Origin of the sequence: Skermania sp. ID1734 (assembly GCF_007489285.1) — a bacterium.
GTDB lineage: Bacteria > Actinomycetota > Actinomycetes > Mycobacteriales > Mycobacteriaceae > ID1734.
Map to the genome: position 1 here is coordinate 14,015 of NZ_VLIY01000011.1, position 22,473 is coordinate 36,487.

Consider the following 22,473-nt stretch of genomic DNA (forward strand, 5'->3'; position numbering starts at 1 on the left):
GACCGGAGAGATCAGGTGCGTGAAACGGCCGTCGATTCCAGGTCGGATAGCAACTCCCTCGCCTCTGCCGCCGAAGCGGCAGCGGGTGCAGATCCCCACATCCGCCGACCGTTGGGCTCCTGCAGGAACATCAGCGACACCGCGCCGATCACTCCGGCGATGATCAGGTAGTAACCGGGCCAGTTCAGATCGCCGGTCACGCTGACCAGGGCGCCCACCACCACCGATGTCGTGCCCGCGAACAACGACACGGAGATATTGAAGGAGATCGACAGCCCGCCGGCGCGGACGTTGGTCGGAAACAGCGACGGCAGCGTCGACGGCATGGTGGCACTGAAACAGATCAGCAGCAGTCCCATCGTCAGCAGTCCGAGGAAGATCGTCACCCCGGTTTCCGCGCGGATCAGCAACACCATCGGCATCGCCAGGACGATCAGCCCGACCGAACCCACCCACGCAATCGGTTTGCGGCCGATCCGATCCGACAACAACCCCAGCAGCGGAATGAGCACCACGGCCACTGCCATCACCACGATCTGCAGCACCTGCGAGACGGTCGAGGAAACTCCTTCGCCGCCTTGCTTGTTCGGCATCGTGTCGGTGACGTAGGTGGGCATGTAGGAGGTGAGCATGTAGTTGGTGACGTTCCACGCTAGTACCAAACCCATGCAGACCAGCAGGTACGGCCACAAGCGCAGGATGTCACGCAACTCTTGCCCGGCTCGTTGCTCCTTCTCGCGCTTCTCCGCCTCTTTCTCCAGTTCCAGGAACGCGGGTGTGTCGGCTAGCCGCATCCGGAGGTAAACGCCGACCGCACCCAGCGGCAACGCCACGAAGAACGGAATCCGCCAACCCCACGACAGCAACTGCTCGTGGCTCAGCGCGGCGTCGGCCACCGTCACGACGATGGCGCCCAACAGGTAACCGGTGAACGTGCCGAATTCGAGCCAGCTGCCCAGAAAGCCACGGCGCCGGTCGGGCGCGTACTCAGCGATGAAGGTCATGGCGTTGCCGTATTCGCCGCCAGTGGAAAAGCCCTGCACTAGCCGGGCGACGAGGAGCAGCATCGGCGCGGCGATCCCGATCTTGCTTTCGGCCGGAATGCACCCGATGGCGAAGGTGCCCAACGCCATCAGGATCATCGTCGTTGCCAGGACCTTGTTGCGGCCGATCCGGTCGGCGAGCGGGCCGAAGAACAGCCCGCCGAAAGGCCGCACCAGGAACGCCACCGCAAACAATCCGAAGGTCGCGATGGTCCCGGCCGTGTCGCTCAGGTCGCGGAAGAAGACGTCGCGGATCGTGGGTTCGAAGTACGCGTAGACGCCGAAGTCGTACCACTCGGTGATGTTGCCGACGGCCGCGGCGCCGATCGCCCGTCGAATGACCGGTGGGTCCGTGACGACGATGTCGTCCAGCGACCACTTCCGCGAGCGCTCGCGCGGAGCCAGGATCGCCATTGAACCTCCTCAACCGCCCCGCCCGATCTCATGATCACCCGCCGGTGCGCGCTGCGGAGGTGATTTGTGCCGTGTGTCGGTGTCGCCAAAAGCACAGTACTCGCGGAGCCAGCCGCCATATTCAACAGTGGACTCGGCGGGTCAGGAGTCTTCGTTGCCGTCTGCGGCGCCGTACGCGATGGCATCGACCCCGGAGGTCGCCCCGGCCGACAAGTGTGGAGCTGTCGCCACCCAGCTCGCGAGCATGCGCAGTTTCTCGTCGGCGGGTGATCCCGCGGGCGCGGTGTATCCGGTGAGCACCAACACATCGTCGCCGGTGGAGCGCACATCGAGAGAGTCGTAGGACAGCTCGATCGCGCCGACGACGGGGTGGTGAAAGTGCTTGCGACCGGTGTTGTGATTACGCACATTGTGCGCGCCCCACCGGCTGCGGAAATCTTCACTGCGAGTAGCGAGTTCACCGACGAGGTCGCTGAGGTCTTTGTTGTACGGGTCGCGGCCCGCTTCGGTGCGTAACAGCGCGACGGTGGTATCCATCGACCCCGGGTAGTCGGGAAAGAAGTCGGCGGCGCGTTCGTCGAGGAAGTTGAACCGTGCGATGTTGTTCTTCCATGCGGGCTGGTCGAGGACCGGTGCGTACAGCGCCCGACCGAGGGCATTGGTGGCGATGACGTCGAGTCGACCGTTGCGGATGAACGCGGCCGCCCCGGTCATCGCATCGAGCAACTGCTGAAGGCTCTCGGGCAGCTTGGCGGGCGTTCGGCGGCGTTGGGTGCGTGTGGGTTTGGCGGCGCGGGCCAGATGGAACAGGTGGGCGGTCTCGGCGTCGTCGAGCAACAGAGCACGGGCGACGGCGGCGAGCACCTCGTCGGAGACGCCGCGGATGTGGCCTTTTTCCAGACGGGTGTACCAGTCGGTGCTCACCCCGGCGAGCACGGCGACTTCTTCTCGGCGCAGTCCGGGAACGCGGCGTTGAGTTCCGCCGGCCGGGAGCCCGACCTGTTCGGGGGTGATCCGGGCCCGGCGGGTGGCGAGAAAGTCCCGGATGTCGGCCCGGTCTGGTGCACCGCCGATATTGGTGTTCACACCAACGACGGTACGACGAGCCGTCCCAGCTGTGGGGGGTTGTGTTTGTCCCCCCTCTGGCTCGACCTGCCGCGGGCAGGCGGGACGGGTTCTCTGGTTGAGGTGATAACCCAGCTGTCCACTCGCAGTGGCGATACCGATAAGCAGAATCGGCACGCGAACTCCACCCTGATCGCGGCGTTGCTCGGTTTCTTCACCATCACGTTGGACGCGGTTGTGGTGAACGTGACCCTGCCGACCATTCGCCACGATCTCGGCGGTGGGGTGGCCGGCCTGCAGTGGGTGGTCGACGGGTACACCCTGATGTTCGCCGCCCTGCTGCTGACCGCCGGTTCGCTGTCGGACCGGGTCGGCGCCAAGCGGGCTTTCGGCGGCGGCATGGTGTTGTTCGTGTTCGCTTCCGTGGCATGCGGTTTGGCCCCGACACTGGGCCTTCTGGTGGCGGCCCGGTTCGTGCAGGGCATGGCGGCGGCCGCCATGATGCCGGCATCGATGGCACTGATCCGGCAGGCCTACGACGATCCGCGGGCGCGTGCTCGCGCCGTCGGCATCTGGGCAATGGGCGGTGCCGTGGCGTCGTCTTCCGGTCCGGTCCTGGGCGGGGTGCTCACCCTGATCGACTGGCGACTGATCTTCTTCATCAACGTCCCCGTCGGCGTGCTCGCTTGTGTGCTGCTGACCCGCACCGATGCCTCGGCTACCCTGCGTGTCCCGTTCGATCCGATCGGTCAGCTCACCGGCGTGCTGGCGATGGGCGGATTGACCTACGGTGCCATCGAGGCTGGCTCCCGCGGGTTCACCGATTCGGCGGTGATCGCCGCTTTCGTCGTGGCCGTGGTGTCGATGATCGCGTTCATCCGCTCCCAGCACCTGGTGGCGCATCCGATGCTGCCGTTGGAGATGTTCCGCTCTCGAACCGTCACGATCGTCACCGCGACCGGTTTCGCGTTCATGGTGGGCTACTTCGGTCTGCCGTTCGTGGTGAGCCTGTTCCTGCAGCAACACCGCGGGCTGGACGCCCTGCACACCGGCGTCGTGTTCCTGCCGATGATGCTTGTCGGCCTGCTGCTCACACCGTTCTCCGCCCGGATCTCCGAGCACTTCGGTCGCCGCACCGTGATAGCGACTGGCCTGACCCTGATGACCGCAGGGCTGGCCGCGGTGGGACTGCTGCCCGCGACCGCACCCCTGTGGCTGGTTTCCGCCCTCATGGTGCTAGTCGGGCTGGGCGGCCCGACGGTCTCTCCGCCGGCCACCGCGGTGCTGCTCGACACTGTCCCGCACCACCAGGCCGGTGTCGCATCGGGTGTGTTCAACACCAGTCGTCAGATTGGCGGAGCACTTGCGATCGCGGTGTTCGGCGGTCTGCTCACCAACCCCGACACGTTCGTCCGCGGAGTACACGCGAGCCTGCTGATCGCCGCCGCCGTCACCGCCCTGACCGCATCGCTCACCCTGTCGCTGCCCCGCACCACCCAACAGCATGAGGAGCCCTAAATGGCCGACCCGACCCCGAAGAGAGGAAATTAACGATGACCGACGAGCAGAACACCGGTTGGACCGGCGGCCAGCGCGCCTTCGGCGACTTCGCACCGGGCATGGTGCACTACACCGACCGCGTGCTCTTCGACGAGGTGTGGCAACGGCCCGACCTGTCCAAACGGGACCGCAGCCTGATCACCGTCGCAGCGCTGACCGCGATGGGCAAGATGGACCAGCTGCAATTTCATCTCGGTTTCGCCCGGCAGAACGGGGTCACCGACGACGAGCTGAAGGAATCACTCCTGCACCTCGCCTTCTATTCCGGCTGGCCCAACGGCATGGGCGCCACCGCGGTGCTCGAGAACGTCATCGAGGAGGACTGAGCATGCACACCAGAACACTCGGCCAGGGCTGGAGGTTTCCGTGACAGACAACGATTTCGACCAGATCTTCCCGCTCGGGGAGCCCAACGACGCATACGCGCAGTACTTCATCGGGCGCAGCTACCTCGCTCCGCTCGCGTCCGGGAGCGTCCCGGTCAGCAATGTGTCCTTCGAGCCTGGCTGCCGCAACAACTGGCACATCCATCACGGCTCCGGCGGCGGCGGCGACCAGATCCTGCTGTGCACCGCAGGATCCGGCTGGTACCAGGCCGAGGGCGAGGAACCGGTCAGCATGAAGCCGGGAACGGTGATTCGCGTTCCGGCCGGAACGAAGCACTGGCACGGGGCAAAAGCCGACTCGTGGTTCTCCCACGTCGCCTTCATCACTCCGGGCGAAGACGTCCGCAACGAATGGCTCGAGCCCGTCACCGACGACGTGTACGGCCAGCTACCGAAGAACGGAGAGAACCTATGACGATCCTGATCGAGACCTACACCCTGGCCAATGGTGTCGAGATCCCCAAGCTGGGGCTCGGCACCTGGTTCATCGATGATGACAACGCCGCGCAGGCAGTCCGTGACGCCGTGGAGATTGGCTACCGCAACATCGACACCGCCCAGGCCTACGGCAACGAACGCAGCGTCGGCGAGGGCGTGCGCACCGCGGCCGTGCCTCGCGACGAGCTGTTCGTCTCCACGAAGCTTGCCGCCGAAATCAAGGACTACGACAGCGCTGTCGCCGCGATCGACGGGTCACTGCAAAAGCTCGGGCTCGATTACGTCGACCTGATGCTCATCCACAGTCCACAGCCTTGGAACGACTTCCGCGGCGGCGACTACGCCGACGGCAACCGGCAGGCCTGGCGCGCCCTCGAGGACGCCTACAACGCCGGCAAGCTGCGGTCGATCGGGGTATCGAACTTCGAAGAAGCGGACCTGGAGAACATCCTGTCGAGTGGCACCGTAGCGCCCCACGTGAACCAATTGCTCGTGCATGCGGGAAATACCCCGGCTGACCTGTTGGCCTACTGCGAGGGCAGGAACATTCTCGTCGAGGCGTATTCGCCGATCGCGCACGGGGAGATCCTCGAGAATGCAGACGTCGTGGCGATGTCCAAGAAGTACGGCGTGAGCGTGCCGCAGTTATGCATCCGCTACACGCTGCAGCTGGGCACCGTGTCCTTGCCCAAGACCGCCAACCCCGAGCACATGCGTTCCAACGCCGAGGTCGACTTCGTCATCTCGGATGCGGATATGGACGCACTGCGGAACCTGCATGCCCGGGACTATGGCGACTCCAGCGTGTTCCCTGTCTACAGCGGCAAGTAGCAACCCGCTCTGGACCGCAACTGTCCACATACCAGAAACCTCCTTGCCGACTTATCCGCGAGTGCCACGCCACCGGTGACACTTTCGCGCATCGAAAAGGGGTCTCAGATATGAGGTTATTTGAATCTCGGCAGTGGAGCTAACTGTCGTATTCACGACCGTCTCTAAACCTACCGGGCACCCTGAATGAACTGCGCCCCGCTAGCCGGTGGGAATTGACGGCCGCGGCGGCGCGCCTACGCACGGCGGGCAGCAAACCGTGCCTACGCTTCGGACAAGGCCCACAAGGCGCGGGATCGGGAGGCGAAGCGGTGAGTGGTCGGGGGTGGGGACCTTGGTCCCGAATCAAGCTGGAAGCGCTGTCGGACTATCTGAACGCGTTCACGCGGGCATCGAAGACGGCGAGATACACGCTCTACCTCGACCTGTTCGCCGGCGCCCCCGACAACTTCGAGCGCGGCACCGGCAACGTCATCCTCGGCTCCGGCCACCGGGCACTATCGACTGATCCTCCTTTCGATCGAGTCGTGCTTTGCGAACTCCAGCAGCGCACCGCAGACACCTTGCGCAAGAAGCTGGAGGCCGCGCACCCAAATCGGTATCTCGTGGTCCTGCCCGGCGACTGCAACGTCGAGATCCCGAAGTACCTCAACGCCTACGACCTCAGCTGGCGACGCGGTGCGGCTGTGTTTGCGATGGTCGATCAGTACAGCGCCGAAATCACCTGGGACACACTCAGTTACCTCGCAAGTTGGCGGCAGAACCGGCGCGGATTCAAGGTGGAGCTGTGGCTCTACTTCGGCCACGCGCTACTGCCCCGGGGTCTCCAGTTCACCGGCGACGAACCCGATCCTAGGTACGCGCAGCGCGTGGACCGGATGTTCGGCACGCCCCAGTGGCGTGAGCTGTGGCGGGCACGCCGGGATCGCTTGCTCAACGCCGAACAGTTCCGCAACGAACTGGTAAACCTCATGCGGTGGCGGCTAGAGAAGGAGCTGGGCTACGCGACCACGATCCCGCTCGAGTTCACGAACACGAACGGCCACCCGATTTACACGGTGATCTTCGCATCGGCGAACGCGACCGGTAACAAGATCATGGAGTCAGTGTTCGCCAAGCACGGCGTAGCACTTGAGAAGATGCGCACTACCAGGAAAGTCGAACGACGGGTCGCGAAAGATAGGGACGAGGGCCTGTTCGGTACAGAAGAGCTCGTCGAGCTGGCGACCAAGGCACCCGTCCGCGAACCGCTGGCACCACCGGTCGAACCGATGCGGTACGAGCCGGACGATCATGCCTAGCCGGTTGCGGCTGTGGGCATCTCGTTCCAGAGCTGACCGTCGAGTTCTCGACCGAGCGCCTTCGGGGTACGGCCACCCCACTGCTTGAAGAAGAACGGCACACCTTCTTTACGGCAGGCGTCGCGAATCCCGCGCGCCCAGGACAGCTCCATCGGCCGGTACCGGGGACCGGACTCACCGCCGGCGATTACCCAGCCGATGCCCGAGAGGTCGATCCCGTCCAACGGACCCAGTAGCGGCTCGCAGGACAAGAATCGGACCGCGGCGGGCACCTCCCGAATGTGGTCAACGCGGCTCAGGACGTCGGAGCTCTCCACCGAGACACCCATCCACACGTTCGGCGGCCAGTCGAGTTTCTCCGCGACGCGGCGCAACCTCAAACTGCGCTTGGTTAACACCTGATACGTGTGCTGCGGGGTGTCGCGGCAGACGTCAAACACGTCGCGGATGAAGTTGAGCGGCACACGGGCGTGGAAGAGGTCGCTCATCGAGTTCACGAACACCACCCGGGAATTCTTCCAGCGCAGGGGTTCGCCGAGCGCCAGCGGGTGCACAGTCACACCGAACCCCGGTCCGGAGGTACGAGGGTCTCCGTCGATCTGGTACTTCACCGAGCCCATTGCCTTGAGCCGCTTGGCCAGCGTCATCGCGTAGCAGTGATCGCAGCCGGCGGAGACTCGATCGCAGCCTGTCACAGGGTTCCAGGTCGCCTCTGTCCACTCGATAGCCGATCTGTCCGCCATCGGGCTCTCCTCACCTGCGGGTTTCCTACTGTCGCAGTCACTCTATGGTTACCCACCGACATGCTCTCTGATGCAGTTGAGACCGGTGTGTCGAAAGTGACCAATGCGCCGGACCTCCACCAGGTGGCGGGTTCTCCTGCCTGAACCGCTGGAATTGAACTGCATCACATTGTCGAAATGGTCTTGGTCTGCCTGCGAACGGCGCAACCTGCGCTCACCGGATTCCCTCTCACGGACTCGGTGCACATAGCCTCCCCGAGCCTCTTCAATATGGCTGGGCCGGAAGCCGCGAGACCGATAGCGCCGGACAATGCCGAACATTGTTCACAGCTCCGCCGCAGACATTAGCGTCGTCCTTCATCTCGCGAGGTCACTCCTCTCGCCGTCCCCGCCGGATTCACGTGACGAGTTCGATTTCGGGCCCGTCCGATGCAATTCCGACCGTTGCCGCGGTGAGATCCAATTCCCCGCCGCGGCGCTAGCGTACGAACCGCAGCAGTCGGGTGAGGTAGCAGGTGTGGAAGTTCCGCAGGCTGTCGAGGTCGTAGGCGCGTTGACGCCACGCGGCCAGCAGGTAGGAGTTGAGTCAGTCGCAACCGTTCAGCGAGCCATCGTCGTCGACGATGAACGGCAGTCCGTCGGGGACATCGTGTCGGTTGAGCATTTCCACAACCGATGACCACGGGAGCGATGCCGCGCCGTCAGGAGCGCGCAGTATTTCGCCCGCACGGGCGCTTCTATGGACGACGACTATCCGCATACAGAAACCTCCTCGCCGACTGTGCATCCAGTGGTATTCCACGGGTACAACACTTCTTGCTGTCGGCAAGGAGGTCTCAGATATGAAGTTGTGCGTTCAAAAGTGGAGCTGCCGGGAATCGAACCCGGGTCCTCCGCCGCGTCTCCAGGGCTTCTCCGTGTGCAGTTCGCTGTGTCTCTACTTGGATCTCCCGGTCTCGCGAACTAGCCGAGATGACGATCCCAGTCGCTGTTTGATGTTCCGCCCGCCTCCGCGACCGAGACGAACGGTGAGCCCTCTAGCTGATGCCAGTACCCGGACCGAGGGCGAACCCGGACTGACAGACACGCTCTACTGCTTAGGCAGCGAGAGCGTAGTCGCGCTGATTGGAATCGGCGCTTAATTGGTTGCAACGACGCTTACGGTGGTCTCTTGCCTGCACCGACACGCTTCCCCTAGATCAACGTACGCAGTCGAAACCGTTCAGCCCCGTACGCTCCGGCACCCTGCCGGACTGCTCAGTTTAACGTCGCAGCGCAGAAGTTTCATCCCGGTTTCCACCGAGTCGGCATACCGGGGATGAGGCGCGGGTACGCCTGCGAACGTAGTGGAACCGGCGGCAGGAGATGCCCGATGTCCCGGTCAGCCGGCACAACGTTTGCCGAACAGCGGGCTGCCGAGCCCGCACCCCGCCGCCGCAACGTGCGAGCGTTGGTGCTGTTGTTCGCGTTGTGCACGATCCCGGTGGCCATCGAGGAGGCGATCCTGGTGGCCACCGGCTTTCGGTCGGCCCGGCCACTGGCGCCCCAGGTGACGGCTCCGCAGGCGCTGGGGATCTTTCACGACCTTCGCTGGATGCTGGTTTACCACGATTCCTGGCCGATGTTCCTCGGCGAATTCGTCCTCGCCCTGCTGCTGCGCTCGGCATTGATCGCGGCGATCGCGCAGGTCTGCTGGCCTGCCGAGGCCCAACGGCCGTCGTTTCGCGAATCGCTTCGCCGCAGCGCCGGATTCACCGCGATTTGCATGATCTGCCTGTCGCCGTGGGCGATCGTGGCGATGGCGGCGTCGGAAACCTCGTTGTCCTGGTTCACTTTCGGTGAACTGCTGCCGGTGATCTTCCTGACCGTGATGGTGGCCAGCGGCGGAATCCGGCGCCGCTGGTGGTGCGGACTTCCACCGCTGACGGTGGTCGGCTGGACGCTGTTGAGTCTGCTGGTCAGCAGTCTGGGTGGCGCGGCGATTTCGAGCGTCTCCGGCTGGTGGACGGTTGCGGTGGCCGCCTGCTTCGGCGCTTTCAACGCGCTGTTGTGGCGGGCAATCGTGCGTTCGATAGTCATCCGGCGATCGCTGTGGCCGAGGGCATGGGTGGTGCCCAGCGCGTTTGTCGTGACGCTGGCGGCGTTGCTGGTGCTGAGCGTTTTTTCCTCGCTCGGTGCCGGCCCCGCGGGCGCGAACCGCTGGGTCCCGGCGCTGGTGGCGGCTCAACGGCAAATCCCGGACCACACCATCCTGTTCGTCGCCGGCTACAACTCCTCCTACGGCGGCAACCGGGACGTCACGAGCGTGCCGGTGCACTTTTCCTACCGCGGGCTGGGCGCCGACGGCAGCCCGCTCGCCTACCACGCCAAAGACACCCATCAGTCGCTGTTTGCCAGCGCCGCATTGCTGGCCGAGCAGGTGCAGGCCGTGGCGAATCGCGACCACCATCCCGTCACGATCGTCGCGCAGAGCGAAGGCACGCTCGTGACGCGCGCATATCTGGGCGCCTTCGCGCACCGCGAGGTCGATACGGTGGTCTTCACCAGCCCGTTGGTGCGGCCCGGGCGGGCCTACTTTCCACCACCGTCGGAGTCGTCGGGCTGGGGCTATGTCGCCGGCTGGGAACTGCGCGGGATGCTGCACGTCATGCGGCTGATCGGCCCGTACGACGAGCACGCCGACGAACCGTTCGTCCGCTCGATCGTCGAGCATGCCCCATTCTTCCGGGACTCGATGCTGTGCGCCGTGCCCGGCGTTCGGATGATCGCGTTCGTGCCTACCGCGGCGGCCGCAGTGGTGCCGCCCAATCTCGATTCGCAGATACCGCTCGTCGAACTGCCCGGCGTGCACGGCACGCTGCTGCAGCGACCGGGGTTCGATCGGCTGTTGGTCGCGTTCATCCGAGGCGAACTCACCGATGGCGATCGCAGCGCCCTGTTCAGTCTGCTGCAACGCGTCGCCGCCGGCTGGCAGGCGCCCGCGCTGGCGCTATCGGTTAATCCGGTCTGGCATGCGGCCGGCATTCCCGATGCCGCCTTCGACCTGCACGTGTGCGGCCCCGCGAGCTAGCCGGCACCCGCAATCAGGCCGACCGCGCTCAGTGCCAACACCATCCCGGCCTGCTGCACTCGGGATACCCGTTCGCCCAGCAGCATCATGGCCAGCAGCACCGTCGCCGCGGGATACAGCGATCCGATGACGCTGACCAACGACAAATAGCCACCATGAAATGCATAGAGCATCGCGGCATTGGCCACGACGTCGAGAAAACTGACATAGACGGCGAGGCGCAACGGCTCACCGCGCGGGGCCCGAAACTGTCCGGTGCCCAGCGCCACTGCCCAGACCACCACCGTCGCCGTGATTCGTGAAGCCAGCAGCGGCCACATCCCCGAGCCCGCGTCGATCTTGTGCAGGCAGATAAAGGCGAACGCGAATGCCAGCCCCGAACCCACCGTCAGCCAGGCGACCGTCGGCGTGAACCGCAGTTCGGCACCCGGATGCGATTCCTTACTGACCAGCGCGACGGCAAGCAGCGCCAGCACGATACCCGCGAAGGCCAGCGCGCTCGGCCGCTCCCCCACGGCGACGCCGACGAACACCGGGATCCCGGCCACCAGCACGGCGGTCAGCGGTGATACCACCGCCATCGGTCCCGACGCCAGCGCCAGGTAGAACCACCACACGGCCAGGCCCGACGCCACCCCGGACGCTGCACCCCAGAGCAACGCTGCACCACTTACAGTCCCGCCGAACAGCGGCGCGATCATGGCCACGATCAGCACCGACAGCGGATAGGAAACGATGACCACCCGCAGCGCCTGCACCCGGCGCGCGGCAACGCCACCGACGAAATCGCTCACCCCGTAGCCCACGGCCGCCGCGAGGGCGAGCGCCATCGAGATCAGCGCATTCCTTTCACGCGTCGACCGATTTCGCGCGTCACCTCGCGCTCGGCAGTGCGGCGGGCGAGATCCTGGCGCTTGTCGTAGTCCTGCTTACCCCGGGCCAGTGCGAGTTCGACCTTGACCTTGCCGTCGGAGAAGTACATCGACAGCGGCACCAGCGTTTGATTGCCTTCTCGGCTCTTGCCCACCAACCGCTCGATCTCGCGGCGGTGCAGCAGCAGTTTGCGCACCCGGCGCGGCGAGTGGTTGGTCCAGGTGCCGTGGCCGTATTCCGGAATGTGGAGCCCGCGCAGCCAGACTTCGCCGTCGTCTACCGTGGCGAACGCGTCGACCAGGGACGCCTTACCTTCGCGCAGGCTTTTCACTTCGGTGCCGACCAGCGCGATGCCTGCCTCGTAGGTGTCCAGGATGGTGTAGTTGTGCCGAGCCCGGCGATTGGTCGCGATCACCTTGCGACCCTTCTCCTTCATCGTGCCCGGCCTCTCGAATTCGTCCCATCACTTACCACCAGAAGACTACGCAGCCGCGCAAGCGGTTATTCCCGCACGTACAGCCGCAGCGTCACATAGGCGGTGATGGCCGCAAAGCCTATTCCCACCACGGCGAGGATCGGCGAGATCAGCAAAATGTCGCTTCCGGTGATCTTGGCGAAGACATTCGATGAATACAGATCGCCCAGCATGCCGTCCACCACCAGCGGTTTTGCGGCAAACATGCCCGCCACGGCCAAGATGGTGCCGATCACCGACGCGACCACCGCTTCGAGCAGGAACGGCAGCTGGGTGTACCACCTGGTGGCGCCGACCAGGCGCATGATGCCCACCTCGGTCCGGCGGGTGTACGCGGCGATCTGCACCATGTTCGCGATCAGCAGCAAGGCTGCAAAGGCCTGTACCAGCGCGAGCCCGAACGCGGCGTTGCGCAGGCCGTTGAAGACGCTCACCAGCCGGTCGACGAGTTCCTTCTGGTTGAGAATGCTGGCCACCCCGGGCCGGTGACTGAACGAGTCGAAGATCACCCCGTACCGTTCCGGGTCGCTCATTTTCACCTTGAACGAAGCGGGCAGCGCGTTGGCGCTGATCAGATCGGCAAACTCGGGCTGGTTCTTGAACGTGCGGTCACGCGCGTCCTGCAGCGCGTCGGCCTTGCTGAGGTACTGCACGGCCACCACGCCCGGGGTTTTCTCCAAGTCCGTGCGCAAGGCCTTGCAGGTGTCTTGCTGGCAGTTCGGATCGGCATCGGACAGGTCCTTGGTGAGGTACAGCTGCACTTCCACGCGGTCCAGGAAGAACTGCTGAGTCTTGTTGGCCATTTGCACGGCCAGCAGACCGCCGCCGAACATCGCCAGCGAGATGGCGGTGGTCAGCACCATCGCGACCGTCATGGTGACGTTGCGGCGCAGCCCACGGAGGACTTCGTTGGTAATGAAGCTGGCACGCATAAAGGGCTCGCAGTTCCTTCTTCTGTGGTGCGGTGATTAACGTCCGACGCCGTACACGCCGTGCTTTTCGTCGCGCACAACTTTGCCCATGTCGAGCTCGACGACGCGGCGGCGCATGGCGTCGACGATGTGGTTGTCGTGGGTCGCCATGAGGACGGTCGTACCAGTTCGGTTGATGCGTTCGAGCAGCATCATGATGTCGGTACTGGTGTCCGGGTCGAGGTTGCCGGTGGGCTCGTCGGCCAGCAGCAGCAGCGGCCGGTTGACGAAGGCCCGCGCTATCGCCACCCGCTGCTGTTCACCGCCGGACAGCTCGTGCGGCAGCCGGTCGGCCTTACCCGAGAGTCCGACCATCTCGAGAGTCTCGGGCACCGTCCGCTTGATCACCGATCGCGGCTTGCCGATTACTTCAAGCGCGAACGCCACGTTCTGCTCGACGGTTTTCTGCTGGAGCAACCGGAAGTCCTGAAACACGCAGCCGACCCGCTGGCGCAGCTTCGGAACCTTGCGCGCGGAGAGCTTGTTGACGTGAAAATCGGCGACCTTGATATCGCCTGCCGTTGGGGACTCTTCCTTCAGGAGCAGCCGAATGAATGTCGACTTGCCCGACCCGGAAGCGCCGATGAGAAAGACGAACTCGCCCTTGTCGATCTCCACGCTCACTTTGTCCAGCGCCGGTCGGGTGGAGGTCTTGTAGGACTTGGACACCTTCGAAACGCTGATCACGAGCAGCCAGTGTAACCGGGGAAACGCCCGGACCCGCTCAGCCGGCGGGCGGCGCGGACACGGTGGGCAGTGGCAACTGGAAGGTTGGCAGCCCTGGCAGCGAAGGCCTGGAAGACGTGGCGGTCGAGCTACCCTCGGGCGAACTTGCGGTGGAGCTGGGCGAGCTCTCGGTGCTCGACGGCGTCTCCGTCGGCGTCGTCGTGGTCGTCGGCACGGTCCGCGTCCGCTGCGGAGCGACTTCGGCTGGAACCGTCGGCGCGGCCGGCGCCGCCGGAGCAGGTGGGGCTGGGACCGGCCGGACCAGGATGTACAGCGCCATCAGCCCGATCCAGATCACCCCCAGGATGATCGTGGACCGACGGATGCCCAACGACTTGATCTTGTCTCTCACTGCGGGGCACCAGCCTCGAGCGTCGCGGTCGACGTCTTGGCCGCGGCCATGCCAAGGCCTTCTCGACGCAGCGCGGCGGCCACCCGCACCCGCAGGTCGCGGCCGACCTGGAACTGTTTGCCGGGAAGTGTTCGCGCCACCATCCGGATGTTGACCTGGTCCACTTCGAGGCTTTCGACGCCCATCACCGAGGGCTCGTCGAGCAGCAGCGGCTTCAGCCGACGATCCTGGAATGCCTTGGCACCGACGTCGCGCAGGATCTCGTTGACATGGTTGATGTCCGCAGTGGCCGGAACCGGGACGTCCACGACGGCGCGTGCCCAGTCCTTGGACAGGTTGGTTACCTTGATGATCTGCCCGTTGGGAACGGTGATCACCTCACCGTTGACGGAGCGCACCTTGGTGACGCGCAGCGTGACGTCCTCGACCGCGCCCTCGGCTTCCACGCTGGACCCGGTGACGGCGATCCGCACCACGTCACCGAACCCGTACTGCCGCTCGGTGATGATGAAAAAGCCTGCGAGGATGTCCTGGACGATGCGCTGCGCGCCGAAACCCAGCGCCGCGCCGAGTACCGCCGCCGGCGCGACCAGTCCGGCGATCGCGAAGCCCAGCCGCTGCAGCACCGAGATGGCGATCAGGATGTACACCAGGGCCTGCACCACCCAGGTGATCACCTGGGCGAGCGCGTGCCGGTGTTTGGCCGCCTCGCTGCGCACCAGCGCGTCGCTGTGCTGGAAGCCTCGGTCGATCTGTTGCGTGATCCGGTTGCCGAACCAGGCGATGAACCGGCCCAGCAGCACGGCACCGAGGATCAGCAGCACAATCTCGAGCCCGTTGGACCGCAGCCAGTTGCTTAGATCCGACGTCGGGGCAATCGAGAGCGTCGTTTGGGTGGCGAGAACTGTCATTCCCGCCCGGTGCTTTCCCGCATCCGCCAGCGAATGCCTGACTCGATGAACGCGTCGATGTCGCCGTCGAGCACGGCCGCCGGGTTGTTGACTTCGTATTCGGTGCGCAGATCCTTGACCATCTGGTATGGATGCAGCACGTAGGAGCGCATCTGGTTACCCCACGACGCGTTGCCGCCCGCGCCGAGTTCGTCCATCGCGGCCTTTTCTTCCTGCCGCTTGCGCTCGAGCAGCTTGGCCTGCAGCACCTTCATGGCAGCCACCTTGTTCTGCAGCTGCGATTTCTCGTTCTGGCAGGTGACGACTATGCCGGTCGGGATGTGGGTAATGCGCACGGCCGAGTCGGTCGTGTTCACGCTTTGGCCACCCGGGCCGGACGAGCGGTACACGTCGACGCGGATGTCGGTTTCCGGGACGTCGATGTGGTCGGTGGTTTCCACGACTGGCAGCACCTCGACTTCGGCGAAAGATGTCTGCCGTCGACCCTGATTGTCGAACGGGCTGATCCGCACCAACCGGTGCGTGCCCTGCTCGATGGACAGCGTGCCGTAGGAATAAGGCGCTTTCACCGCGAACGTCGTGCTCTTGATGCCGGCTTCCTCCGCATAGGACGTGTCGTAGACCTCGACCCCGTAGCCGTGCTTTTCCGCCCAGCGGATGTACATGCGCATGAGCATCTCGGCCCAGTCGGCGGCGTCGACGCCACCGGCTCCGGAGCGGATGTTGACCAGCGCGTCACGTTTGTCGAACTCGCCGGAGAGCAGCGTGCGCACTTCCAGTGCCTCGACGTCACCGTGCAGGGCGGCGCGTTCGGCGTCGGCCTCGACAAGCGCAGACTCGCGCGCCGAACCTTCCTCTTCCTCGGCCAACTCGTAGAGAACCGGCAGGTCGTCGAGGCGCTGGCGCAGCTCTTCGACCCGGCGCAGCTCGCCCTGGGCGTGGGAGAGCTGGCTGGTCACCTGCTGCGCGTGTTCCTGGTTGTTCCAGAGTTCGGGGTCGGCGGCCTGGTGTTCGAGTTCGTCGATTCGCCGCCGCAGTTCCTCGACATCGAGCACCGACTCGACCGTTTTGAGGGTGGTGTCGAGTTCGGCGAGATCAGCAGCGACGTCAGGATGCACGAGGCTCAAGGTTACCGGTCCGGGCAATCGGATTTCGAACCCTCAGGCAGGCTTCCGGATCAGCGCGGCGATCGGCAATGCGCGGGTGGTGAGCTGGGCGTAGGTGGCGAAATCGGGGTAGGCCCGCACCAGCCGGTCCCACGCGTCGGCGCGTTCGGCGGGGTCTGTGATGACGTGCACATCGACGGGCCAACTCTGCGTTCCGACCTGCACTTCGGCCTCGCCCGCGGCCACCAGGTTCTTCCACCAGTTCGGGTGATCAGGGGTTCCGCCTTGCGAGCCGCAGACCAACAGATCGTCGCCGCGACGAACCAGCATCAGCATGACCGGCCGCAGTTGACCGGTCTTTCGCCCCTTGACATTCAGCCGAAAGATCGGGCTGCCCAGCAGGCTCGAGCCGAAACGTCCGCCGGTGCGGTCGTAGACCGCCATCTGCACTCGGGTCGCGGTGCGGCCGAGGATGGGTGCGCGGCGCATGGCCAGGTTCGCCAGCCGTCCGGTGACGGTCATTTTTTCGCTCATCAATCTCATCTTGACATGACAGTGATGAGACAGTGGCGTACATGATCTTCGGGCGAAGCCTCGCACTGGGCGTCCTACGAATCACCGCCGCCGTCGGCATGTGTGTGGTCGCTGCGGCGCCCGCCGTGGCCGACCCCGCGCTGCCCGCCACGCCCGCGGGCGAGCGCGCCGCTCGGGTCCTGCAGATCATCGATTCCGATCAGCCGCCGTCGGTCCCGGAGACGGTCGCCATGTCGGATCCGCGACTGACTGCTGCGCTGTGGCCTCAGACGCTGGCGGGCGCCCTGACACTGTGGCAGCTCAGCGGGCCGTTCTCGACGGTGTCGAGCGAGTCGGGGCCCGACCAGGAAACGGTTCGCCTTCGCACCAACCGCGGGCTGCCGGCCGATCTGACGGTGCATGTCGATCCGGTCGGACTGATCGACGGAATCACCATGCGGCCGGCGGCGCCCCCGGTGCACAACTGGGGCGATGTCGAGACCGCATTGTCCGCAATCGGTGCTCGGCACTCGCTATTGGTGGCCGACGGGTCATGCGCAGCAACGGTTTCCGACAACGCGCAGACCGTTCTGCCACTCGGGTCGACCTTCAAACTCTACGTGCTCGGCGCGCTTGCCGACGCGATCAAGGCCGGCGACGTGCGCTGGGATGAATTGCTCACCATCACGCCGCAGGTCAAGTCGCTGCCCTCCGGCGAGCTGCAGGACCGCCCCGACGGGAGCACGGTCACCGTTCGCGAGGCCGCCGAGAAGATGATTTCGATCAGCGACAACACGGCGGCCGACCTCCTGATTCACCGGTTGGGCCGGGCCCGGGTGGAGGCGCAAGTGGCGAGAATGGGTAATCACGACCCGGCACAATTGATTCCGTTCGCCACCACCCGCGAGTTTTTCGTCATCGGCTGGGGCCAGCCGGGCCTGCGGGAGCAGTGGCGCACCGCCGACGAGGCCGGTCGGCGCCGGATTCTGGCGGAAGCCGATGCCGCGCCGCTCAATGTCGATCCGGTCGCCCTCATGCGTACCCCGGTGGCTGCCGATCACGTCGGATGGTTCGCCTCGGCCGCTGATCTGTGTCGCGCACACGCGTATCTGCAGCACGCGGCCACCGGAGCGGCCGCACCGGTGCGCGACATCCTTGCCATCAACCCCGGTGTGCACGTTGACAAGGCACAGTTCCCGTACGCCGCCTTCAAGGGCGGCAGCTCGCCCGGCAACCTTGTCGGCTCCTGGTATCTCACCGACCGCGCCGGGCGCAGCCACGTGGTCGTCTTCCAGATCGCCGACAATCGACCAATCGGAATCGTCGACGAAAACTATGTTTTCGAGATGATCCAGGAGGCGTTCGGCCTATTGAGCCACTGAGTGCCTGCTGCCGCGCGCGCTTTTGCGGTGTTGCCGCACGATTTTCGCGTGCAGGGCAGCAAGAACGCGCGCGGCGCAACGGACTTCAGCTACTCAGTTCGTACACCGTAGTGCCACCAATCGTTTTCGCCGTGAAGTTGGCTTTCACCCACGCCGAGATCTGGCTGGCCGCGCCGTCGCCGTCACCGCGTCCACCCGGACCGCCCTGGTCCGCAATGAAGTAGCCGACCTCGTGATCGGTCACATACTGCTTGAACTGCGCCAGCGTTGGCGAATTGTCCGAACCGGTGAAGCCGCCGATCGCCATCACCGAAGCGCCGGTGCTCAATTCGAGACTCGCCGCGCCATGCGAGCCGACGGTCGCGGCGGCCCAGCGGGTGTCGGTGTTCTTGATCAGCGCCTCGACGGCAGAATTTTCCGAGCTGCCGGGCGTGCCGTGCCCGCCCGGACCGCCGCCGAATCCGCCGGTGCTCGGACCTGACGTGGGTATCGAACCGCCGTGGGCCTGCGCCGCGGTATCGATCGCATAAGCCGCGGTGCCGCCGAGACCGAACAACAACCCGGTGATCGCCAGGATCGCGGTGAGCCGCTTGACCTCGTGGCCGCCGGCGACGAGCACCGACGCCACGACGATAGAGCCGACCAGCAGCACCCAGCGCAGTGCCGGCAACCACTCGGGTGTGCGGTCCAGCAGGATGAAGTTCCACACCCCGGTCACCGCGAGCATCGCGCCCAGGGCCGCCCGGACCGGCAGATAGTCGCGGCCACGCCACAACTCGACCGTCGAAATGCCAATCAATGCAGCGATTCCCGGTGCCAGCGCAACGGTGTAGTACGGGTGCACGGTGCCGGCCATGAAGCTGAACACCAGCCCAGTCACCAGTACCCACCCGCCCCACAACACCAGGCTCGCCCGGGTCCGATCGGTCCGCGGAGTCCTGCGGGTAAACCACAGCCCCGCAACCAAACCGATGAGCGCGGCGGGCAACAACCACGAGATCTCGGTGCCCATCGACATCCCGAACAACCGGGTGATGCCGGTGCTGCCGCCGAACGCCGTGTTGCCGCCGCCACCGCCCGGTCCCCCGTTGCCCTCGCCGCCGAGGACACGGCCCAGCCCGTTGTAGCCGAGCGCCAATTCCAGCAAACTGTTATCGGTCGAACCACCGATGTAGGGGCGAGAACCGCTCGGCCACACCGCAACCAGCGCCACGAGCCACCCGCCGGATACCACCATCACAACGGCCGCTATCGCCAGCTTGCCAAGTCGGCGCCACACGCTCACCGGCGCCGCGATCAAGAACGCGGCACCGAAGGCGGGCAAGACCAGAAACGCCTGCATCATCTTGGTCAGGAATGCGAACCCCACCGCGGCACCGGCCAGCGCGATCCAGCGCGTACTCGCTGACTCGACCGCCCGGACCATGCAGTACCCGCCGGTGACGAGCAGCAGCACCAGCAACGCGTCGGGGTTGTTGAAGCGAAACATCAGTGCGGCAACGGGAGTGAGCGCCAGCACGGCACCGGCCAGCAGTCCGGGTACGGGACCGCTCACCCGCCGCACCGCCGCGTACACCAGGGCCACGGACGCGACGCCCATCAACGCCTGCGGCACCAGCATCGACCACGAGCTGAAGCCGAACAGCCGCCCGGACAACGCCATCACCCACATGGCTGCGGGCGGCTTGTCCACTGTGATCGCGTTGCCGGGATCCAGCGAACCGAACAGCAGCGCCTTCCAGTTCTGCGTCCCGGCCTGCACGGCCGCTGCATAGAAGTCATTGGCCCATCCGGATGCGCTCAGGTTCCACACATACAACACGGCCGTAGCAAGAAGCAGCGCCGCGAATGCGGGCCGAACCCAGTGCGGTCTCTCCTCGATGGGCACGGCCTGCCGAAGGTGAGATGTTGGCCGCGTGGCCATTTCGATAGTCGTCATAAGGTCTATCTTCTGTGGGCGACGTGGGCGCGTCGTTGGTCGTCGCTGTGAGAAGCCTATGAAGCAACGGCGTGCGGAAGCCGCACGGTGAACGCGGTGCGACCCGGCGCGCTGCACACGGAAATCGAACCGCGATGCGCCTTGACCACCGCGGCCACGATTGCCAGTCCCAGGCCGGTGCTTCCAGCTCGTCGAGAGCGGGAGCTGTCACCTCGCGCAAACCGCTCGAATATCTCCGGCTGCAAGGATTCCGGGACACCTGGGCCATCGTCGGCGACGGTCAGCACAACGCCGTCGCGCTGTTGCTCCAACGACACGGTCACCCGAGTTCCCGACGGCGTGTGAATGCGCGCATTGGCGAGGAGATTCGCCAGGACCTGATGCAGTCTGGCCGCGTCCCCGGTCACTACTACCGGATGGTCCGGCAATTCCAGATTCCAGCAATGCTGCGGTCCGGCCACGTGTGCATCGCTGACGGCGTCGGCGGCCAGCAGCGACATGTCTACAGGTTCCTGTTCTAGCGGACGACCAGAGTCCAACCGCGCCAGCAGCAAGAGGTCATCGACGAGATGCGTCATCCGACTCGCCTCGGACTCGACGCGTCCCATGGCGTGGGCCACCTCGACCGGCAGTTCGTCTCGCTTTCGTTGCGCGAGTTCGGTATAGCCGCGGATGGCGGTCAGCGGCGTACGTAACTCATGGCTCGCGTCGGCGACGAACTGACGCACGCGGGTTTCACTCGCCTGTCTGGACGACAACGCGGCGGCAATGTGTTCGAGCATTCGATTCAGCGCCAGTCCGAGCCGCCCAACTTCGGTGCGCGGATCGGCATCCGATTCGGGTACCCGAACGGGCAGCGCCACCTCGCCGCGGTCGAGTTGCAGATCGGCGACGCGCGACGCGGTCTGCGCCACCCGATTCAGCGGAGCCAGCGCGCGCCGAATCACCCATACGCCCACCGTCGTCGCCAAGAAAAGTGCTGCCACAGTGACGAATACAAAGATGAGCAGAACGCGCATGAGGGTCGCGTCGACGTCGGACAAGCTGAGGCCGGTGATGATCACATTCCCCGCACGATCCTGCGTGGCGATGAGCCGGTAACGCCCAATTCCATTCAGGTCAAGGGTGATCGGCTCGCCATTCGCCGGCATCGCCGCCAGCTCGGACTGCGCGGTTGCGCTTATCGCCACCCGGGTTCCGGCCGTGGTGAGCATGCCGGCATCCACGACGGTCCCGCCGCTGACCACGGCACCGACCGTGCCGGCAGGCTGCCCGGGCGCATCGAGAAAGTCCGGCCCGGGACCTGGCGATCGCACGGGCTCGGTGCCACCCGGCAGCGGTGGTGGGGGCCGGCCGAACATCGACGCCGATCGGTGCCCGGCATCGATCAACTGCTCATCGAGTTGGTGAACCAGGAACTGCTGCAAGGCAAATTCGGTCGCCGCGGCGATACCGACACACACGGCGGCGAGCAGAAGAATCTGCCCGAACAACAATCGCGCACGCAGTGACCACGTTCTCGGCGACCGGGACGCCATCACGTCGCCGGCTTGAGAACGTAACCGGCGCCGCGCAACGTGTGGATCATGGGGTCGCGGCCGTTGTCGATCTTCTTGCGCAAGTAGGAGACATACAGTTCGACGATGTTGGATCGGCCACCGAAGTCGTAGCTCCACACTCTGTCGAGGATCTGCGCCTTGCTCAGCACTCGTTTGGGATTACGCATCATGAATCGCAGCAGCTCGAACTCGGTAGAGGTCAACGAGATCGGCTCTCCGGCGCGGGAAACTTCGTGGCTGTCCTCGTCGAGGACCAAATCGCCCACCACTATTTGTGCGCCCGATGTCTCGGTGGTCACGCCGGTGCGTCGCAGCAATGCCCGCAGTCGCAACACCACTTCCTCGATGCTGAAGGGCTTGGTCACATAGTCGTCGCCACCGGCGGTCAACCCGGCGATCCGATCCTCGACGCCGTCCTTGGCGGTCAAGAGCAGGACCGGAAGATGCGGAATCTGCTCGCGCAGCCTGCGCAGCACGTCCAGACCGCTCATGTCGGGGAGCATGACGTCCAAGACGACGACGTCCGGGCGGTGGTCGCGGGCGCTGGCCAACGCACCGGCGCCGTCGCTGGCAGTGGTGATGTCCCAGCCCTCGTAACGCAGCGCCATCGACACCAACTCCGCCAGCACGGCCTCGTCGTCGACGACGAGCACCCGGATCGGCGCGCCGTCGGCCCGGCGCATGACGATGCGTTCCCCGGAATACTTGGAATCGGACATGGGCACCATTATGTGGACTGGGAATGGGTCGAACCTTTGTGGTTTCTGTGTGTGCGCTGTGAGTGGGTTCGCCAGACGCGTGTCGACCTGCTCCCG

Annotated in this window: 22 protein-coding genes and 1 other RNA gene; 7 read left to right on the forward strand and 16 right to left on the reverse strand. The window is 65.2% G+C overall.

The window, feature by feature from the left end; all coding sequences use genetic code 11:
* Nucleotides 1-11: 11 nt before the first annotated feature.
* Together FOS14_RS14610 and FOS14_RS14615 are read right to left on the reverse strand one after the other, a co-directional pair.
* Entirely contained in the window at nucleotides 12-1,457 is a 1,446-nt protein-coding gene (locus FOS14_RS14610; protein ID WP_143771546.1) for an MFS transporter, read from the reverse strand.
* A 141-nt stretch (nucleotides 1,458-1,598) separates the two neighbouring features.
* Nucleotides 1,599-2,543, reverse strand: a complete 945-nt coding sequence (locus FOS14_RS14615) for a helix-turn-helix transcriptional regulator (RefSeq protein ID WP_370512237.1) — start codon at nucleotides 2,541-2,543, stop codon at nucleotides 1,599-1,601.
* 102 nt (nucleotides 2,544-2,645) lie between these two features.
* Between FOS14_RS14615 and FOS14_RS14620 the strand changes: the two genes are divergently transcribed.
* From FOS14_RS14620 to tcmP, 5 genes are all read left to right on the forward strand, one after another.
* Nucleotides 2,646-4,040, forward strand: a complete 1,395-nt coding sequence (locus FOS14_RS14620; RefSeq protein ID WP_221936720.1) for an MFS transporter — start codon at nucleotides 2,646-2,648, stop codon at nucleotides 4,038-4,040.
* Between the two features lie 35 nt (nucleotides 4,041-4,075).
* Nucleotides 4,076-4,408 carry a carboxymuconolactone decarboxylase family protein gene (locus tag FOS14_RS14625; protein ID WP_143771547.1) on the forward strand — a complete coding sequence of 111 codons (333 nt, stop codon included), beginning with the start codon at nucleotides 4,076-4,078 and terminating at the stop codon, nucleotides 4,406-4,408.
* A gap of 40 nt (nucleotides 4,409-4,448) precedes the next feature.
* The gene (locus FOS14_RS14630) at nucleotides 4,449-4,883 is read left to right on the forward strand and encodes a cupin domain-containing protein (protein WP_143771548.1); all 435 of its coding nucleotides are present in this window, start codon (nucleotides 4,449-4,451) and stop codon (nucleotides 4,881-4,883) included.
* Nucleotides 4,880-5,737, forward strand: coding sequence for an aldo/keto reductase (locus FOS14_RS14635; protein WP_143771549.1), 858 nt, complete (start codon nucleotides 4,880-4,882; stop codon nucleotides 5,735-5,737). The genes FOS14_RS14630 and FOS14_RS14635 overlap by 4 nt, the downstream gene beginning before the upstream one ends.
* Nucleotides 5,738-6,048: 311 nt before the next feature.
* A complete protein-coding gene (gene tcmP, locus FOS14_RS14640; RefSeq protein WP_143771550.1) occupies nucleotides 6,049-7,038 on the forward strand; it encodes a three-Cys-motif partner protein TcmP in 990 nt (329 codons plus the stop codon).
* On the opposite strand, the gene FOS14_RS14645 is transcribed toward tcmP, so the two are convergent.
* The 3 genes from FOS14_RS14645 to ssrA form a co-directional block, all read right to left on the reverse strand.
* Entirely contained in the window at nucleotides 7,035-7,781 is a 747-nt protein-coding gene (locus tag FOS14_RS14645; RefSeq protein ID WP_143771551.1) for a DUF5131 family protein, read from the reverse strand. The genes tcmP and FOS14_RS14645 overlap by 4 nt on opposite strands.
* A 586-nt stretch (nucleotides 7,782-8,367) precedes the next feature.
* The gene (locus tag FOS14_RS25245) at nucleotides 8,368-8,541 is read right to left on the reverse strand and encodes a hypothetical protein (protein ID WP_255450344.1); all 174 of its coding nucleotides are present in this window, start codon (nucleotides 8,539-8,541) and stop codon (nucleotides 8,368-8,370) included.
* A gap of 100 nt (nucleotides 8,542-8,641) precedes the next feature.
* Nucleotides 8,642-9,011, reverse strand: a transfer-messenger RNA (tmRNA) gene (ssrA, locus tag FOS14_RS14655).
* Between the two features lie 142 nt (nucleotides 9,012-9,153).
* On the opposite strand from ssrA, the gene FOS14_RS14660 reads away from it, so the two are divergent.
* A complete protein-coding gene (locus tag FOS14_RS14660) occupies nucleotides 9,154-10,851 on the forward strand; it encodes a hypothetical protein (protein ID WP_143771552.1) in 1,698 nt (565 codons plus the stop codon).
* Here FOS14_RS14660 and FOS14_RS14665 read toward each other — a convergent pair.
* The 8 genes from FOS14_RS14665 to FOS14_RS14700 form a co-directional block, all read right to left on the reverse strand.
* Nucleotides 10,848-11,681 (reverse strand): DMT family transporter, encoded by an 834-nt coding sequence (locus FOS14_RS14665; protein WP_143771553.1) that lies wholly within the window; start codon nucleotides 11,679-11,681, stop codon nucleotides 10,848-10,850. The genes FOS14_RS14660 and FOS14_RS14665 overlap by 4 nt on opposite strands.
* 5 nt (nucleotides 11,682-11,686) lie before the next feature.
* Nucleotides 11,687-12,160: an SsrA-binding protein SmpB gene (gene smpB, locus FOS14_RS14670; protein WP_143771554.1), complete on the reverse strand. Its 474-nt coding sequence runs from the start codon at nucleotides 12,158-12,160 to the stop codon at nucleotides 11,687-11,689.
* Between the two features lie 65 nt (nucleotides 12,161-12,225).
* Complete coding sequence (gene ftsX, locus FOS14_RS14675) at nucleotides 12,226-13,131, reverse strand: permease-like cell division protein FtsX (protein WP_143771555.1); 906 nt, start codon at nucleotides 13,129-13,131, stop codon at nucleotides 12,226-12,228.
* Nucleotides 13,132-13,167: 36 nt separating this feature from the next.
* Nucleotides 13,168-13,857: a cell division ATP-binding protein FtsE gene (ftsE, locus tag FOS14_RS14680; RefSeq protein WP_143771556.1), complete on the reverse strand. Its 690-nt coding sequence runs from the start codon at nucleotides 13,855-13,857 to the stop codon at nucleotides 13,168-13,170.
* A gap of 37 nt (nucleotides 13,858-13,894) precedes the next feature.
* Entirely contained in the window at nucleotides 13,895-14,248 is a 354-nt protein-coding gene (locus FOS14_RS14685) for a hypothetical protein (RefSeq protein ID WP_143771557.1), read from the reverse strand.
* Entirely contained in the window at nucleotides 14,245-15,159 is a 915-nt protein-coding gene (locus FOS14_RS14690; protein ID WP_143771558.1) for a mechanosensitive ion channel family protein, read from the reverse strand. The genes FOS14_RS14685 and FOS14_RS14690 overlap by 4 nt, the downstream gene beginning before the upstream one ends.
* Nucleotides 15,156-16,277, reverse strand: a complete 1,122-nt coding sequence (prfB, locus tag FOS14_RS14695; protein WP_143771559.1) for a peptide chain release factor 2 — start codon at nucleotides 16,275-16,277, stop codon at nucleotides 15,156-15,158. The genes FOS14_RS14690 and prfB overlap by 4 nt, the downstream gene beginning before the upstream one ends.
* A gap of 42 nt (nucleotides 16,278-16,319) precedes the next feature.
* On the reverse strand, nucleotides 16,320-16,799 hold the full coding sequence (locus FOS14_RS14700) for a nitroreductase/quinone reductase family protein (RefSeq protein WP_185981783.1): 480 nt from the start codon (nucleotides 16,797-16,799) through the stop codon (nucleotides 16,320-16,322).
* A 41-nt stretch (nucleotides 16,800-16,840) separates the two neighbouring features.
* On the opposite strand from FOS14_RS14700, the gene FOS14_RS14705 reads away from it, so the two are divergent.
* Nucleotides 16,841-18,160 (forward strand): serine hydrolase, encoded by a 1,320-nt coding sequence (locus tag FOS14_RS14705; RefSeq protein WP_143771561.1) that lies wholly within the window; start codon nucleotides 16,841-16,843, stop codon nucleotides 18,158-18,160.
* A gap of 85 nt (nucleotides 18,161-18,245) precedes the next feature.
* Here the strand turns inward: FOS14_RS14705 and FOS14_RS14710 are convergent, their stop codons facing one another.
* From FOS14_RS14710 to FOS14_RS14720, 3 genes are read right to left on the reverse strand one after another with little or no spacing between them, the layout of a single operon-like run.
* The gene (locus tag FOS14_RS14710; protein ID WP_143771562.1) at nucleotides 18,246-20,099 is read right to left on the reverse strand and encodes a glycosyltransferase family 39 protein; all 1,854 of its coding nucleotides are present in this window, start codon (nucleotides 20,097-20,099) and stop codon (nucleotides 18,246-18,248) included.
* 56 nt (nucleotides 20,100-20,155) lie between these two features.
* Nucleotides 20,156-21,637, reverse strand: coding sequence for a cell wall metabolism sensor histidine kinase WalK (locus FOS14_RS14715; RefSeq protein WP_143771563.1), 1,482 nt, complete (start codon nucleotides 21,635-21,637; stop codon nucleotides 20,156-20,158).
* Nucleotides 21,637-22,377 carry a response regulator transcription factor gene (locus tag FOS14_RS14720; protein WP_143771564.1) on the reverse strand — a complete coding sequence of 247 codons (741 nt, stop codon included), beginning with the start codon at nucleotides 22,375-22,377 and terminating at the stop codon, nucleotides 21,637-21,639. Before FOS14_RS14720 ends, FOS14_RS14715 begins: the two co-directional genes overlap by 1 nt.
* Between the last annotated feature and the right edge of the window lie 96 nt (nucleotides 22,378-22,473).